Below are 13,987 nucleotides of genomic sequence, written 5' to 3'. Positions count from 1 at the left end.
TTACGAGTCCCCCGGCCTGCCGTCCCTTCCCTCGCATGCCGGGACTCTCGGTGATTGGGCCGCGATCCGCTCGCGAGGCCTTCGCGTGTGCGCATGGGAGAGGAGCGTTCTACCTCTCGAATATGCGCTTGCGCGCCCGCGAAATCTTCGCCCGACCAGACCGACGGGGCCATTGATGATCGTCGCCGAATCGGAACAGGTGCCCTTGCTGGAATCGGACCCATCGCCGGCGGAAGCCCGCGGCGATCGACGAATCAGCACGATTGTGCTCGTGCTCTGGTGTGCCCTGGCGACGGGCTTCATCGAATTGGCGATCTTCGCGGCGAGGAACAACATCGGCGCCGGCGGCCACGTCCGTTACGGGATGAGCCGCCACTTCCCCTGGATGATCCCCGGCTCGAGCCTGATGATCTTCGCCGCGTTCAGTCTCGTTATCGCCGGGCTCGCCCGCGTGCATCGTCGGCTCGCCGCGACGGCGAGGAATTACGGCCTCCTGTTCCTGTCTTCGCTCACGATCCTGCTGACGATCCGGGGCCTGAACGCTCCCGCGAGCCTGCTCTTCGCGGGGGGCGTGGCCGCGAGGGGGATGCCCTGGGTCAGGCCGGAGGGGGTCTCGAGGCGGCTCCGAACCGTCGTCCGACGGACCTTCCCCTGGCTCGCCGCGACCTGGGTCGGCCTCGTCGCCTGGGGCCTGGGGACGGAGGCCTGGTCCGAATTTCGGGCGATCGGCTCGCTGCCCAACTCCCCCAAAGACGCCCCCAATATCCTCCTCGTCGTGATGGACACGGTGCGGGCCGACCACCTGAGCACCTACGGCTACTCGCGAGGCACGACGCCCAACCTGACCCGCCTGGCCGCCCGCGGGGTCAAGTTCGACCGCGCGACCACGACGGCCCCCTGGACGCTCCCTGCCCATGCGAGCATGTTCACGGGGCGATGGCCGCATGAGACGGCGACCCTCCGGGGCAAGCCGCTCGAATCAGGGATCCCGACGCTCGCGGAGTTCCTCGCCTCGCGCGGATACGCCACCGGAGGGTTCGTGGCGAACCACTTCAATTGCAGCCGGGAGAGCGGGCTCTCCCGGGGTTTCGCACACTACGAGGATTACGAGGTGTCGGTCGTCTCGACGCTCGGCTCGTCGGGGCTCGGCTGGCTCTGCGTCAAGGCGGCGGCGTTGGTGCGCACCGAGTATCGCCGGATCGCCGGGCTCGAGCCGAGCCTGCTCCTCTCCCGGGGCTTTCAGCGCAAGGATGCCCCCCGGATCAACGAGGACGCCCTGCGCTGGGTCGACGCGAACCGGGGCCGGCCGTTCTTCGCCTTCCTCAACTATTTCGACGCCCATGACCCCTACTTGCTCCCCGAAGGGGTCGACCACCACTTCGGGCTGAAGCCGACGACCCGGGCCGAGACGGACTTGCTCCGCGACTGGATCCACGTCGAGAAGGGGAACCTCACCGAGCGGCAGGTGACCCTGGCACTCGACTCCTACGACGACTGCATCGCCTACCTCGACGACCACCTCGGCCAACTCTTCGACGAGCTCGATCGTCGCGACCTGAGCCGGGACACGGTCGTCGTCGTGACCTCCGACCACGGCGAGCACTTCGGCGAGCACGGACTTTTCGGCCACGGCGTGAGCCTTTATCAGGGGGAGATCCGCGTCCCGCTCCTCGTCGTCGACCCGAGGTCGGCCGCCTCGGCGGGGACGGTGCATGCCGACCCCGTGAGCCTCCGCGACCTGCCCATGACCCTGGCCGACCTCGCCGGCCTTGATGCTTCCGGCAATTTCCCGGGCTCCTCCCTGGCCGGATGCTGGAAGGAGCCCGGCGATTCTCGCCATCAGCCCAGCGAGGCCGTCCTGTCTGAGGTGGAGGAGTCGGGCCTCATCAAGGCGACGCACGGCCACCTCGCCCGGATCGGCTCCAAGTCGATCAGCGAGGCCGAAGGGGTCTACCATCGCCTGGTCGACGGCTCGGAGCAATTCTTCGACGTGGGGCGGGATCCGCTGGAACTCCGCGACCTCTCCCCCTGCCCCAACACAGAGCCGGCCCTCCTGCGGTCGCGCGAGGCCCTCGACCTCATCCTGCGAGGCGAAGAGGGGTCCGGCCTGGAGTGAACGTGCCAGGTCAACGGGCGTTCGATTTCTCCTCGGCTCCGGCCGAAGTCGGGCGAGGTTTCGCGGCAGGGCTCGCCTTCCAGGGGAGGTCGATCGCCTGGTGGATGGCCCCCGTGCGCTTGTCCTGGACGAAGACGGCGAGCCTGAGATTGGCCTGCTTCCAGGCGGGCTCGGCCTCGAAGTCGAAGTGGTGCGAGGCGGGGCCCTTGCCGTCGAGCTCGAAGAAGCGGTACTTCGTCTGTCGCGCCGGGTAGCGGGCGACGAGCGACTTGCCCGCGTTCTCGCCCGAAGTGACGTCGGTGACCACGCCGTCTTACCGGAGCACCGCGCAGACGAGGAGGGGCGACTTCTCGGCGACCTTCGACCGGCTGGTCACCGTGATGTCGGCGGTGCCCGAACGCCCGCCTTTCTTGAGGTCGAGGGCCACGTCGATCCCCACGGCCGGCTTCCTGGTCAGGGCCTGCTTGATGGCGGCCTCGGCCCCCGCCGGGTCCCGACCGTTGATCGACTGCGTGCCGTCGATCATGAGCATGGGGGTGTAATAGAGCCCATACTCGGGGTTCTTGGGCTTGGTTTAGATCTCGTTGTACGCCATCTGACGCTGGCTGTAGAGCTCATCCGAGAAGACGTCTTTCCAGGGGTCGTTGAAGTAATCGACGTGGAAGGCGATGGGGACGACCCTGTCATGACGTTCGGCCAGACTTCCCAGCACGCGCTCGGCTTGCGGGCACATATCGCACCCCTGCGAGGTGAACAGCTCGGCGAGCACGACGCGTTGACCGGCCTCTCGACGCGGCGATTCGCCGAAGGCGGCGGGGCCGCTCAGCACCAGCAGGGTCGTCGCCAGCATGCCATGGACTGCGAAGCGCATGGGTCGTCCGCCTCCGTGTTCGGGGGAGCAAGCTCGAAAATCCTCGGCGATCAATTCGGCCGTGTGATAGACGCCGTGGCCCCCGATTTCATTTGATCCCTCCGCGGCGCCGGACGAGAAGGGCGAGGATTTCCGGCCGGCTTGGATCGATGCGACTGGCCGACCGTTGCTCCCGAATGGGAATCTTCGTCTTCTTGGGATCCGGGCGCCAACAAATCGAGGCCTCCCGGTACTACCCTGGCGAACCCATTCCGAGAGGAGCAGGACGGCCAGTGAATCCGGGTGCCGCGTCCGGCGATGAATCCTGGCGATCTGTTGAAGACCGGGCCTCGCGGGAGGCATTCGTCCGGAGCTCGTACGCCGAGCTTTATCGCTGGTTCCTGCGGCTCTCGGGCACGCCCGACCGGGCGGCGGACCTGACGCAGGAGACCTTCGCCGCCTTCTGGCGGTCGAGCGGTCCGGGTCAGGCGAACGTGTCGAGCCGGACATGGCTCTTCGCCGTCGGGAGGAACCTCTGGCGCAAGCAGATCCGCGATCGCAAGGTCGCGGAGGTCCTGCCGGAGGAACTCCCCGAGCCTCGCGAATGCTCGCCCGAGCGGCTGGCCCAGGACCGCGAATTTGTCGAGGCGGTCGAACGGGCCGTCGGGGGTTTGTCGGCGGACCTCCGGGAGGCGTTCTCCCTGCGGTTCTGGAACGAGTTCTCCTACGAGGAAATCGGCACGATTCAAGGGATCTCGGAGGGGGCCGCCCGCTGGCGATACTTCGCCGCCAGGCGGAGGCTGCACCAGGCCCTCGCCGACTGGGATCCGGGGCGAAGCCAACCCGAGGAGGGTCGCCATGCGCGACATTGAAGCCGGAGACGAAGAACCTCGGGAGCCTTCCGGCCTGGAGGTCCGCCTCCGATCGCTGGCCGACGCCCTGGCTCCCGATGACCTGCTGGCCCGCTGCCTGGCGACGATCCCCGAGCCGGAGCCAGCAAGCCCGGCGCGATCCTCCCGATGGCCATTAAGGGTCGCGATGCTCGCCACAGCCGCGGTCGTCCTGCTGGGTTTCGGGCTGTTGATGCGACCTCGGCCCGTGGATGCCGCTCAACTGCTGAGTGATGCCAGGGCGGCCTGGACCAGGGTGCCGGCCTCGCATCGGTCGGAGCGTCGCCTTGGGGCCGACGGCAAGGTCCGCACCGTCGAGATCTGGTTCGTCAGGGGGCGAGGCTATCGGCAGGAGATCCGCGTGGACGATCGCCTGATCGGCGTCACCGTGGCGAACTCGCGCTGGAAGTTCCAGTGGGACGTACCCGGCCGGCTCATCGCCGCCTGGTCGCTGGCGCTGACGCAAAGGCCGCCAGATCCCGACCTGGATGGCCTCGTCCTCGAGAGCGCGTCCCTCATGAGCTGGGCCGAGAAACATCACGCCGAGATCCAGGTCGAACCGGACGAGGTCGACGGCCGGCCGACGCGAAGGATGATCCTGCACTGGCCGGGCCCCGACGGCGAAAGCTCGCTGGCGCAGACCACGACCGTCTGGTTCGACCGGGAGACGCACCTGCCGATCCGCGAGCATCGCGACCTCGGGAGCGGGCTCGTGATCGAGGAAAGGCTCGACTATCCGGAGGCGTCGACGGTCCCGGATGCCCTGCTCGCCTTCCGGCCCCCCCGCGACGTCACGCTCGAGATCAACGATCCCGACCTGGGCCGCCAGGTCTATTCCGAAGGTCAGGCCGGTGCTATTGAACCCGACCAGTCCAACCCGAAAGGAGCCGAACGATGATGCGACGTTGGGGCGGAAGTCTCGGCAGTTGGCGGGCTCGGAGGTACCTCGTGTGTGCCCTGGGTATCGGCCTGTCGGCCTGGCTCACGATCTCGCACGCCGAGTCGGACGAGTCGCGCCAGATCAAGGATCAACTCGACAAGCAGGTGCGGCGGATCCAGAGCCTCGAGGTCGTCTCGCACCTCGAGACGAAGACCGACCTGACCTACGAGCAAATCCGCTCGATCCCCTCGTTCAGCAACCAGATTCTCCTGCCCAAGGAGGAGGACCGCGAGGCCTTCAAGGGGCGCAAGCGTTATCGGCGGATCCTCCAGCCGGAGGTCGTCGAGTGGATCGCCCCCACCGACCGCTTCGGCCTGGTCCCCCCGCAGGCGGCCGATCCCAAGGCCCCGGCCTATATTCAGGAGCGGCAGGCGTCTTTGAAGAAGGAATATGATCGGGCGATCGGGGAGATGAAGCGGCAGGAAGCCCGAGGTATCAGGACACCGAAGCGCGACCCGAAGGTCCTGGACTCGATCGAACGCGACGTGACCCGCTCGTTCAACGGCCGGAGCCTCTGGATGCGTCGGCCCCGGTCGGACAAGGTCGACGAGTATCAGGTCTGGCCGATCACCGCGAGGTCGAACTGGTTCCAGGCCTCCCCCTACCTCTCGGCGGTCGGCCTCCACGTGTACGACCCGGGCCCGGGAGAGAAGAATGTGAGCGAGGCGCAGGCGATCTTCCAACTGGCGAAGCGGGTCCGCGATGCCGGCTACGAGGCGGAGCCGCGCACCGAGGTGATCGACGGCTCCACCTGCGTCATCCTCAAGGGGAGCCTCAACACCCTGTTCAAGCCGGCCATCTTCCAGGGTGACCTGTCGGACCGGGTCTGGCTCGACAGCGACCACGGCCTCGCGGTCCGCAAGCGCGAGCTCGCCCGCGACGGGCAGGTCATGGAACGCTGGGAGAACTCGGGGCTGCGCGAGGTCGACGCGGGCCTCTGGCTCCCGACGCTCGTGACGCATCAACGATTCGCCGACGATGCCCCCACCGATCTCAAGGGCAAGCCGGTGCTGGTGGAGAATATTCGCGTGGAGAAGGTCGAGGTCAACCGGGTCGCCGACGACCTCTTCGACATGATGCCGAAGGCGGGTGACGTTATCGAGGACCTGCGCGGGAACCTGTAGACTGAATGATGTCGAAGACTGAAGACCTCATCGACGACCTGCGCGGGCCGCATTGGACATCGGGACGGGATCGGGGCCGCTGACAAGGTGGAGGTCGTTCGGGGGCTTCGGCGAGGCCTTGCCGTCGTGCTCGATCATGTAGATCGACTCGGCGGCCCTGGCCGTGAGCACTCGCGGGCTCTTCTCGCCGATCGCCCGCAGGGCCGGGAGCGCGTCCTTCGCGGCGGGCCCGAAGCGCCCGAGGGCATAGATCAGCCTGTGGCTCAACGCGATGTCGTCCGCGGCAACCTGCTTCGGCAGGGCCTGCGTCAAGGTCGCGATGACCTCCGCCTCGGCCGGGGTACCGGGCGCGATCTGGCCGAGGAGCCAGATCGCATTGCCGACGCGGGTCTTCTCGGCGTCGGGCACCGGCTCCTGGGCCTTCCGCCCCAGCGTGAGAAGGGTAGGGATCACCGTCGCCGCGGCCGGGCCGAACTCGGCCAGGACCGCGGCGGCGCTGTCGCGCCGGGCGGGGGATTCGGAATCCAGCATCTTCGCCAGGGCCTCGATGGCCTCAACGGCGGCGGGCGTTTTGGGCGTGATCCGGGCGAGAGCGATGGCGGCGTAGCAGGCCGGATCCCAGTCCGGCGTGAAGCTCATAGTGCGCGGCTTCGGTGGTGGCGGGGGTTGGTCCAGGACCGCGATGAGGGCAGGGACCGCGGGGATCCCCTTGGCCCCGAGCTTCCCGAGGTTCATGGCGGCGCTGGACTGGACCTCGCGTTCCTTGTCGCCGAGGGCGTCGGTCAGCGGCTGGAGTAGCTCGGGGGTGGGCGTCAAAGCGTTGAGTGACTTGGTGGCCTCAGTGCGGACCCTGGCCTGATCGCGTCTCATGGCTTCGAGGAGAGCCTTGGCCGTCGCATCGGGAGATTCCTTGAAGGAGGCGAGCGCCCAGGCGGCCGACGACCGGACCTCGGGGGAGTCGTCCTTGGCGAGCACCCCATAAATCGCCGAAGGGGCCGACGAAGGGGGGCCTGCGGCCGCGATCGCCGCGAGGGATCGGACCGCCGCCTCTCGGGTCGCGGGCGACTTGTCGGAGAGGGCGTCGGCCAGCGCCCTCGACGCGGCCTGGCCGCTCGCCTTGCCGGCCTTGATCGCCTGGGGGACGTAGATCCCGAGGGAGACGGCCGCCTCGGTGCGGACCTCGGGAGCCTCGTCGGCGAGGGCCTCGATCAGGGCGTTGATGACCCGCTCGTTCTCGGCCTGGGGCTTGTAGATCAGGGCCCTGGCGGCGACCTGACGCTCCTGGACGTCGCCCGACTTGAGCGACACGAACTCGACGTTCTCCGGCCGATGGTCGCGGAAGTACCGCCAGGCCCACACCAGGGCGCCGCAGCAGACGACCAGGACGATCAGGTCTTTCATGCTGAGTTGCAGGCGCCGGGGACGCGCGGGACGGGGCGGCTCGGACTCGGGGCCGGAGGTCGTCGGTTCACTCATGGTTTCACGTTCCTTGATGTCGATCGGGCCGAGATGAGGCTCCGGACGCCCTCCTCCGCGGCCTTTGGGATGAGAGCCGGGGTCGGGCGTACGCGTCTTCACGCCAGCACGATTCTATCGCGAGAGAACGTCGGATTCGCGCGAAAATCCGGGAAAACCACGCGGGATGGGATGTTTGAATGGAATTATGATGTGATGGGACGATAGAGGTTGTGATGTGTGAGGAGAATCAGATGGCGGTCTCGGCCTCGGCCGCGAGCCTGATCCGCTCGACGACGGCGAGGATCCGGGGGATCGCCGATTCGATCTCCTCGGCCGTGGTTGCGGCCCCGAGGCTGAACCGGACGGACGAGCGGAGGCGGTCGTCGGGGACGCGCATGGCGACGAGCGTGGGGGAAGGCCGGGTCGACCCGCTGGCGCAGGCCGAGCCGAGCGAGGCGGCGATCCCGGCGAGGTCGAACTGGATCAGGAGGCCGTCGCCGTCGAGGTTCGGAAAGCCGAGGTTGAGGGTCTGCGGCAGCCGGGCCTCGTCATGCTTCGGTCCATTGCGGATGACCCCCTCGGGGCCGAGGGCGGCGATCAGGGCCGATTCGAGGCGGTCGCGGAGCGAGACCCAGCGGGTCCGACGCGACTCGGCCTCTCCTTGCCAGAGTTCGAGGGCCTTCGCCAGGCCGACGGCGAGGGGGACCGCGACGGTCCCTGGCCGCCGCCCCTGCTGCTGGCCGCCGCCGAAGAGCCTCGAGCCGAGCCGGACCCCGTTGCGGACCAGGAGCAGTCCCACGCCGACGGGGCCGTGGAACTTGTGGGCGCTCGCCGCGAGCGTGGCCACGCCGAGCTCGCGGAAGTCGACCGGGATCCGGCCGACCGCCTGCACGGCGTCGGTATGCACGGGGAGGCCGCGGGCGTTGGCGAGCTCGGCCAGCCTCGCGACCGGCTGGAGGGCCCCGGTCTCGTTGTTGGCGAGCATCAGGGTCGCCAGGCGGGTCGACTCGCGGAAGGTGGATGCCATGCGGCCGGCGTCGGCGACCCCCTCGGCGTCGACCTCGGGCCGATCGACGGCGAAGCCGGCCGCCTCGAGCCTGGCGATCGGCTCGGCGATCGCGGGGTGCTCGAGCGGGCTGGAGACGACGTGGCCGGGATCGTGCTCGGCGCCGGCCAGCCCGAAGATCGCCAGGTTGTTCGCCTCGGTCCCGCCCGAGGTGAAGATGACCTCGGAGGGGTCGGCGCCGAGGATTCTCGCCACCGACTCCTTGGCCCCTTCCCAGGCCCGCCTCGAGGCCCGCCCCGCGGCGTGGCGGCTCTCGGGGTTGCCCGCGGCGAGCCAGTGCGGGCGCATCGCCTCGAGCACTTCGGGGTCGAGCGCGGTCGTCGCGTTATGGTCGAGGTAGATCGAGGGTTGCATCGCACTCGCTCGCCGGCGCCGACGCGAGGTGGTGGCGGATCCGACTGCCGAGGATCCGGGATCAGCCCAGGCAGCGGAGCATCAGCAGCAGGCCGACGACGAACAGCGGGATGCCGAGCATGAACAGCGGGCCCGCCCAGAGCGCGACGCCGACCACCATCAATACAAAGCCGAAGACCAGGCCGCTCAGCCGGCCCAGGGTCTCGACGACCCAGACGACCAGGCGGATCGGCAGCGTCACGACGGTCCAGATGGCTCCGAACATGGCCTCCAGCATGGATTTCAGCCTATCATAATCGGGGTTGGCGAGGGAACCCGTTCCTTCGCGAGTCGATCCTGCCGCGCGACTTCCTCGAGGTCGCGGGCGGGGCCGGTCCGACGTCCGTCGTCGAGCACTTGGCCTTGCGTCTTTCGGATGGCTCGAGTCAAATGCTTGCGTTTTGCCCCGAGGGTATTCGCCGCGAAGAGCGGAACCTTCACGAGATTCGGCTGCCGACTGAAGGATCGTCGGAGCGACACCATCGAAATCAGGCGATCTGGATTGCCGGCAGGGAGGCCGCACCGTTGCGCAAAGTCTTCTTCGCAGTCGTGCTCGTGGCGGCGTCTTTCGGCGGCGGAGCCGTGATGAACGGCCCCGGCCTGCGCTGGGCCCAGACGATGATCCTGAGTCGCCTCCACCCCGGAGAGGATGGGGAGGAGACGCTCGAGGTCGACGATGAGGCCAAGCGAGACAGGCCCAAGCCCCCCGAGACGATCCCCGCCGCGCCGGTGCCCCCGCTCTTCGCCGACAATGGCGCCAAGAAGCCGGCCGCCTCCTCGTCGGCCTCGAAGCCGGACGACCTGTCCTCGAAACCGCCCGAGCCGAAGGCACCCCCGGCCGCCCCCGACCCCAAGGCCCCTCCTGCTCCGCTCTCCGCGAGCACGACGCCCGACGAGTCCAAGCCCGTCGGCTTCTCCGACGAGCCCGTCGAGTCGAAGTCGTTGCGTGACTCCGGTGTCCGGCTGGTCAAGGCCTCCGCGGGGAGCGACCGTCCCCTGCCCCTCGATACCTCCGACGAGCCCCCGGCCTCCGAGGAGCCGGCGCCCCTCAAGCCGATGCCGATCCCGACCGACGACGAGCCCAGCACCACCCCTCCGACGGGCGCATCGGCCCCGTCTCCCTCGCGGGTCGACCCCAAGGCGAAGCCGGCGTCACCGTCAAGGTCCGACGTCGCCGACAAGGCCGAGGCCCCGATGGCGGCAGGTGCTGGAGTCTCGACGGCCTCGGCAACGCAGGGATGGGCCCAGATCCGCCGCAAGATGGCCGACCTCGGTGTCTCGCGTTACGGCTTCGATGGCGAGCCGACGGGCAAGGTCCGGTTCCATTGCATCATCCCGGTGGCCGGGCGTCGCGCTGTGGCCCAGCACTTCGAGGCCGAGGGCAACGACGAGATGCAGGCCGCCGAGCTGGCCCTTCGGCGTGTCGCCCTCTGGCGCGCCACGGAAAACCCCAAGCCTTAAGTCCTGCGGTGGGGGCGTCCTGGGGCGACTCCTCCGTCCGCCCGGGTTGTGGGCGACTTTACCCTTTCTTTATAATGGGAGGCGAAGAGAGCATGTAGACTCACGCGAAGCCCTCTCTTGTCCGCATCCGCCCACGAAGATTCCGAGAAAGGCCCGAGCATGGCCGATGATGAAGCACCGGCCAAGCGTCTCTTGATCGTCACGGGGAGCACACTCCGGGCCGAAGACGTCGACCGCCCATTGGCGTATTACCTCAAGCAACGGATCGAGAAGCCGTCCCCCTCCGAAGGAGACGACGCGTCCAACGCGGAATCGTTCCGGATCCACGTGGTCGCCGACTTTCGCTGGATCCACGACGAGCCGCTCCAGAGCGTGCCGACCATCTCGATCGGCGGTCCCGGGGTGAATGCCCTGGCCCACCGCTGGCTGGAAGACCTCCCCGTCACGCTCGCCGTCGACGGACGCTACTACATCCAGATGGACCCCGACCTCGAAGAGCCGCGCGTGAGCATCTGGGGCATGGACAACGCTACGACCCAGATCGCCGTCTCCGTGTTCATCGAACGCTTCATGCCCCGTTTCCTGCAGAACTGCCCCGAAGGCGCATCGAACGCCAGTGACCTCGACGTCGATGACACTGACTGATTCATTGATCGAATGACTCGTTTCTCGCCGATGAAATCCCAGTCCGACCTTGAGCAAGCCGACTCGTCCGTGATCCCGCCTTTGTGATCGAGCCTGTCAATTCGGCCGCCCCGCCCCCACGCCATGGAACGCATGGGGGAACCGTCGGGCGACGGAAATCGATCCAGGGAATGGGATTCTGTAGACCCCTCTCTCGCCTTGAGCCTTGTCGAAACCCCGACGCGATCCTCGGTCCATCCTGCGGGTGGTTCGAAGGGCCTCGCGTGGTCTCGGCGATCCCGACTCCCATCATCCGTCCGGGGAGGCGTTCCTTTGGGTTATTCCGACTCAATCCGACTGGGCTGATATCGGTCGTCCGTGCTGTGGATCGAACCGAACGGGATGCCGGGGTGTCTGCATGCCCGCCCGGCATCGTCTCGCCGCGAAGCGGCTGCGGGCTCGTGGGCCGATGATCGGCCCCGGGTCGCCGGCCGGTGGCATCTCAGGCCGCCGGGAGGCAGGCATGCCTCGACCCAAGGAAGGACGATCTTCATGCCTGCCAATCGCTCATTCTTTCCTGGCTTGATCCGTGCGTTCCGAATCGCGGCGGCCCTGGCCTCGGCCTGGTGCGTCCTGCCAGGCGACGTCCATGCAGGAGAGCCGACTCTGGCCGCGGCGCCGTCGCCGGCCCCGGCCTCGGTTCTGCCTCCTTCATCGACCCCGGCCCCGTCGATCGCGACAACCCCGACGCCGGCGTCGAATCCGTTCACGCTGATCGACCGCTCGATCTCGCAGGATCAAGGGGGTTGGCATGTCGACTACCGGCTCCGCCACAAGGGGAAGGATCCCTTGGTGGTGAGCCCCCAGCAGATCCAGGCCAAGATCGAGGGCTGGGTGTCCAACTCGCGCGTCGCGAGCCATGCCGTGCCCCGGTATTCGACCATCGTCGTCTCGGGGGCGACGGGCCTGTCGGCCACGACCGAGGTGATCCCCTCGGTCGACGAGTGCGCCCGCTGCAAGGAGCGCGTGGTGCTCCAGGTCTGGAATGGCGACGAGTCCAGGAACCCGCCCGACCCCATCGCCAAGGCGGTCGTCCGCCCGGTCGAGGTCGAGAAGCTGCCGACTCTGAACCTCCCGCCGGGCGGGACGTTGCGGGTCCGGCTCCACTTCTGGCACCAGCATTTCCTCTATGGCGACTACGACCCGCTCCTGGGGCGTCGGGCCGTCGAGCTGACACTCGGCGACGCGGTGGTGAAGGATATGATGCCGCTCGACGTCGAGCAGTATCGGGCCCTGCCGAAATTCGCCTGGCCTTCGCCGCCGGATGACCGGCGCGATACCCGACAATTCGTCTCGGCACCGGATAGCCTGCACCTCGAGTCGCACGTCCCGGGGAACCAGTATTACCGCTACCCCGAGCGGCCGATCCGCTACGGCACCAGGATGCGCCTGCGGTACTGGTACCTGATCGCCTCGGGCACCGAGGGAGAATGCCGGGCCCGGATCTCCCAGTACAAGGACACGCCGACGGCCTGGAAGGTCCTGACCGAGGGGGCCCGCGAACAGCCGCTGACCACCGTCGGCCGCTGGGTGGCCGTCGAGAAGATCTTCCGGACCGAGGCGGAGGCCACGACCCTGGCCCTCGAATTCAAGATCAGCGGCGGGGACATCGGCGAGATGTGGATCGACGACGTCAGCCTCGAGCCCCTCGACAACGGCCCGTCCGGCCCCTGAGGCCGGGTCGCGACCCACTCCCCCGACGATTCCGGGCTTCGGCCCGGGATCGGGCCATCGCGGGCAGCCCCAGCCCGACCGAGGACCGATCGGCTTCTTGAGTCGCCGACTCGATCTTGATGGATTCGTGGGTTGCTCGGATCTGGCGAAACATTATGTTTTGCGCATTGGCCTTCGGGGTGACGGGCAAGACAGGCCGGCTCTTGCCGCCGGCCGGGAGACCCTTCGAGACGCAGGATGAGATCGACGACGATCGACCGCTCCGTCTGCGCCCGTCGCGGCCTCTGGATGATGGCGGCTCGCCTCGCCATGGTCGCTTTGGCCGTCTTCACCCGGCTCCAACCGATCGAGGCCCAGGAGCCCTTGCCGCCACTCCCGGCGCCGGCTCCCCCGCAGGACGCCCCGGCACCGCTCCCCTGGGAGAGCCCGTCGCCGCTCTTCTCGCCGCTCGAATCCGGGGCGAATGACGCCTCGCGTCGGGGCCGGTTCGGGTTGCCCAGGCTCCCCGAGTTACTCAACGACTCGGCCGAGGAAGCTGAGGATGACGAGGACGGCGAGACGGAGGATTCCACCTATTTCCCCGAGGCTCGCCGGGATCCGACCCAGCCCGACATCCGCAAGCCGGGGCCGGATACGGCGAACTTCCCGAACAGCCCCTACACGCTCCGCCAGGGGCGTTTCTACGTCGAATTCTCGCCGGTCTTCCTCTCGGGAGCGAGTCGAGGGAGCCCGAGGACGTACAACGCCGAGTTCCTGCTGCGCTACGGCCTCACCGACCGCGTGGAGCTACGACTCTTCAGCAACGGTCCGACGTACGAGACCGGCCGCGGCTCCTCGAACGGCATGGCCCCGCTGGCCTGGGACCTCAAGGTCAACCTCTGGCGGGAGAACCGCAAGCGCTACATCCCGGCCGCCGGGCTCGAGGTCTTCATCCTGACCCCGAGCGGTGCGAAGGGGCTGAACCAGGGGACCCAGCCCTCCCTCTCCCTGCTCTTCGACCACACCTTGCCCTACGGGTTCCTCCTCGAGTGGAACGTCGGGCTCGTCGGCGACCCCTCGCTCAACAACAACTTCAGCTCGATCGAGGCGACCGCGGCTTGGGCCTTGCAGCATGAGATCGTCGAGGGGCTCGACGTCTTCTTCCACGGCTACTTCAACGGCCCGACGCTTCCCAGGTACGGCGACGGCGTCGAGCTCGGCTTCGGCGCCGTCTGGGCGGTCAACAAGCGATTGGCCGTCTACGGCAGCTACAACGAGGGGGTCAGCAAGGCCGCCCCCAGCATGATCCTGCTCTTCGGCGGGGCCCTGGCGTTCTGATTTATGCCGGAAGC

The 13,987-nt window shown here is 68.0% G+C and carries 14 protein-coding genes; 8 read left to right on the top strand and 6 right to left on the bottom strand.

The window, feature by feature from the left end:
• The first annotated feature begins 175 nt into the window (after positions 1 to 175).
• Positions 176 to 2,116, top strand: a complete 1,941-nt coding sequence (locus ACOYYX_RS37755) for a sulfatase (RefSeq protein WP_422927805.1) — start codon at positions 176 to 178, stop codon at positions 2,114 to 2,116.
• Between the two features lie 10 nt (positions 2,117 to 2,126).
• Here ACOYYX_RS37755 and ACOYYX_RS37750 read toward each other — a convergent pair whose 3' ends face one another.
• From ACOYYX_RS37750 to ACOYYX_RS37740, 3 genes are read right to left on the bottom strand one after another with little or no spacing between them, the layout of a single operon-like run.
• Positions 2,127 to 2,423, bottom strand: a complete 297-nt coding sequence (locus ACOYYX_RS37750; protein WP_422927804.1) for a hypothetical protein — start codon at positions 2,421 to 2,423, stop codon at positions 2,127 to 2,129.
• 6 nt (positions 2,424 to 2,429) lie between these two features.
• Complete coding sequence (locus ACOYYX_RS37745; RefSeq protein WP_422927803.1) at positions 2,430 to 2,648, bottom strand: hypothetical protein; 219 nt, start codon at positions 2,646 to 2,648, stop codon at positions 2,430 to 2,432.
• A 42-nt stretch (positions 2,649 to 2,690) separates the two neighbouring features.
• The gene (locus ACOYYX_RS37740; RefSeq protein ID WP_422927802.1) at positions 2,691 to 2,987 is read right to left on the bottom strand and encodes a DUF1223 domain-containing protein; all 297 of its coding nucleotides are present in this window, start codon (positions 2,985 to 2,987) and stop codon (positions 2,691 to 2,693) included.
• Positions 2,988 to 3,259: 272 nt separating this feature from the next.
• Here ACOYYX_RS37740 and ACOYYX_RS37735 point away from each other — a divergent pair, with 272 nt between their 5' ends.
• The 3 genes from ACOYYX_RS37735 to ACOYYX_RS37725 are packed head-to-tail and all read left to right on the top strand — an operon-like array spanning position 3,260 to position 5,920.
• On the top strand, positions 3,260 to 3,838 hold the full coding sequence (locus ACOYYX_RS37735; protein ID WP_422927801.1) for an RNA polymerase sigma factor: 579 nt from the start codon (positions 3,260 to 3,262) through the stop codon (positions 3,836 to 3,838).
• A complete protein-coding gene (locus tag ACOYYX_RS37730) occupies positions 3,825 to 4,754 on the top strand; it encodes a hypothetical protein (RefSeq protein WP_422927800.1) in 930 nt (309 codons plus the stop codon). The genes ACOYYX_RS37735 and ACOYYX_RS37730 overlap by 14 nt, the downstream gene beginning before the upstream one ends.
• Positions 4,751 to 5,920 (top strand): hypothetical protein, encoded by a 1,170-nt coding sequence (locus ACOYYX_RS37725; RefSeq protein WP_422927799.1) that lies wholly within the window; start codon positions 4,751 to 4,753, stop codon positions 5,918 to 5,920. Before ACOYYX_RS37730 ends, ACOYYX_RS37725 begins: the two co-directional genes overlap by 4 nt.
• A gap of 27 nt (positions 5,921 to 5,947) precedes the next feature.
• On the opposite strand, the gene ACOYYX_RS37720 is transcribed toward ACOYYX_RS37725, so the two are convergent.
• From ACOYYX_RS37720 to ACOYYX_RS37710, 3 genes are all read right to left on the bottom strand, one after another.
• Complete coding sequence (locus ACOYYX_RS37720) at positions 5,948 to 7,396, bottom strand: HEAT repeat domain-containing protein (protein WP_422927798.1); 1,449 nt, start codon at positions 7,394 to 7,396, stop codon at positions 5,948 to 5,950.
• A 229-nt stretch (positions 7,397 to 7,625) separates the two neighbouring features.
• Positions 7,626 to 8,798, bottom strand: a complete 1,173-nt coding sequence (locus ACOYYX_RS37715) for a cysteine desulfurase family protein (RefSeq protein WP_422927797.1) — start codon at positions 8,796 to 8,798, stop codon at positions 7,626 to 7,628.
• A gap of 61 nt (positions 8,799 to 8,859) precedes the next feature.
• The gene (locus ACOYYX_RS37710; RefSeq protein WP_422927796.1) at positions 8,860 to 9,075 is read right to left on the bottom strand and encodes a hypothetical protein; all 216 of its coding nucleotides are present in this window, start codon (positions 9,073 to 9,075) and stop codon (positions 8,860 to 8,862) included.
• 287 nt (positions 9,076 to 9,362) lie between these two features.
• Between ACOYYX_RS37710 and ACOYYX_RS37705 the strand changes: the two genes are divergently transcribed.
• The 4 genes from ACOYYX_RS37705 (at position 9,363) to ACOYYX_RS37690 (ending at position 13,973) form a co-directional block, all read left to right on the top strand.
• On the top strand, positions 9,363 to 10,298 hold the full coding sequence (locus ACOYYX_RS37705) for a hypothetical protein (RefSeq protein ID WP_422927795.1): 936 nt from the start codon (positions 9,363 to 9,365) through the stop codon (positions 10,296 to 10,298).
• A 159-nt stretch (positions 10,299 to 10,457) separates the two neighbouring features.
• Positions 10,458 to 10,943 carry a hypothetical protein gene (locus tag ACOYYX_RS37700; RefSeq protein ID WP_422927794.1) on the top strand — a complete coding sequence of 162 codons (486 nt, stop codon included), beginning with the start codon at positions 10,458 to 10,460 and terminating at the stop codon, positions 10,941 to 10,943.
• A 531-nt stretch (positions 10,944 to 11,474) separates the two neighbouring features.
• A complete protein-coding gene (locus tag ACOYYX_RS37695) occupies positions 11,475 to 12,656 on the top strand; it encodes a hypothetical protein (protein ID WP_422927793.1) in 1,182 nt (393 codons plus the stop codon).
• Positions 12,657 to 12,893: 237 nt separating this feature from the next.
• Entirely contained in the window at positions 12,894 to 13,973 is a 1,080-nt protein-coding gene (locus tag ACOYYX_RS37690; protein ID WP_422927792.1) for a transporter, read from the top strand.
• Positions 13,974 to 13,987 lie beyond the last annotated feature (14 nt).

The organism is Singulisphaera chitinilytica, assembly GCF_049331405.1.
Lineage (GTDB): Bacteria > Planctomycetota > Planctomycetia > Isosphaerales > Isosphaeraceae > PoT.
The sequence above is the reverse complement of the archived record's forward strand: the minus strand, read 5'-3'. Positions and strand labels throughout refer to the sequence as shown.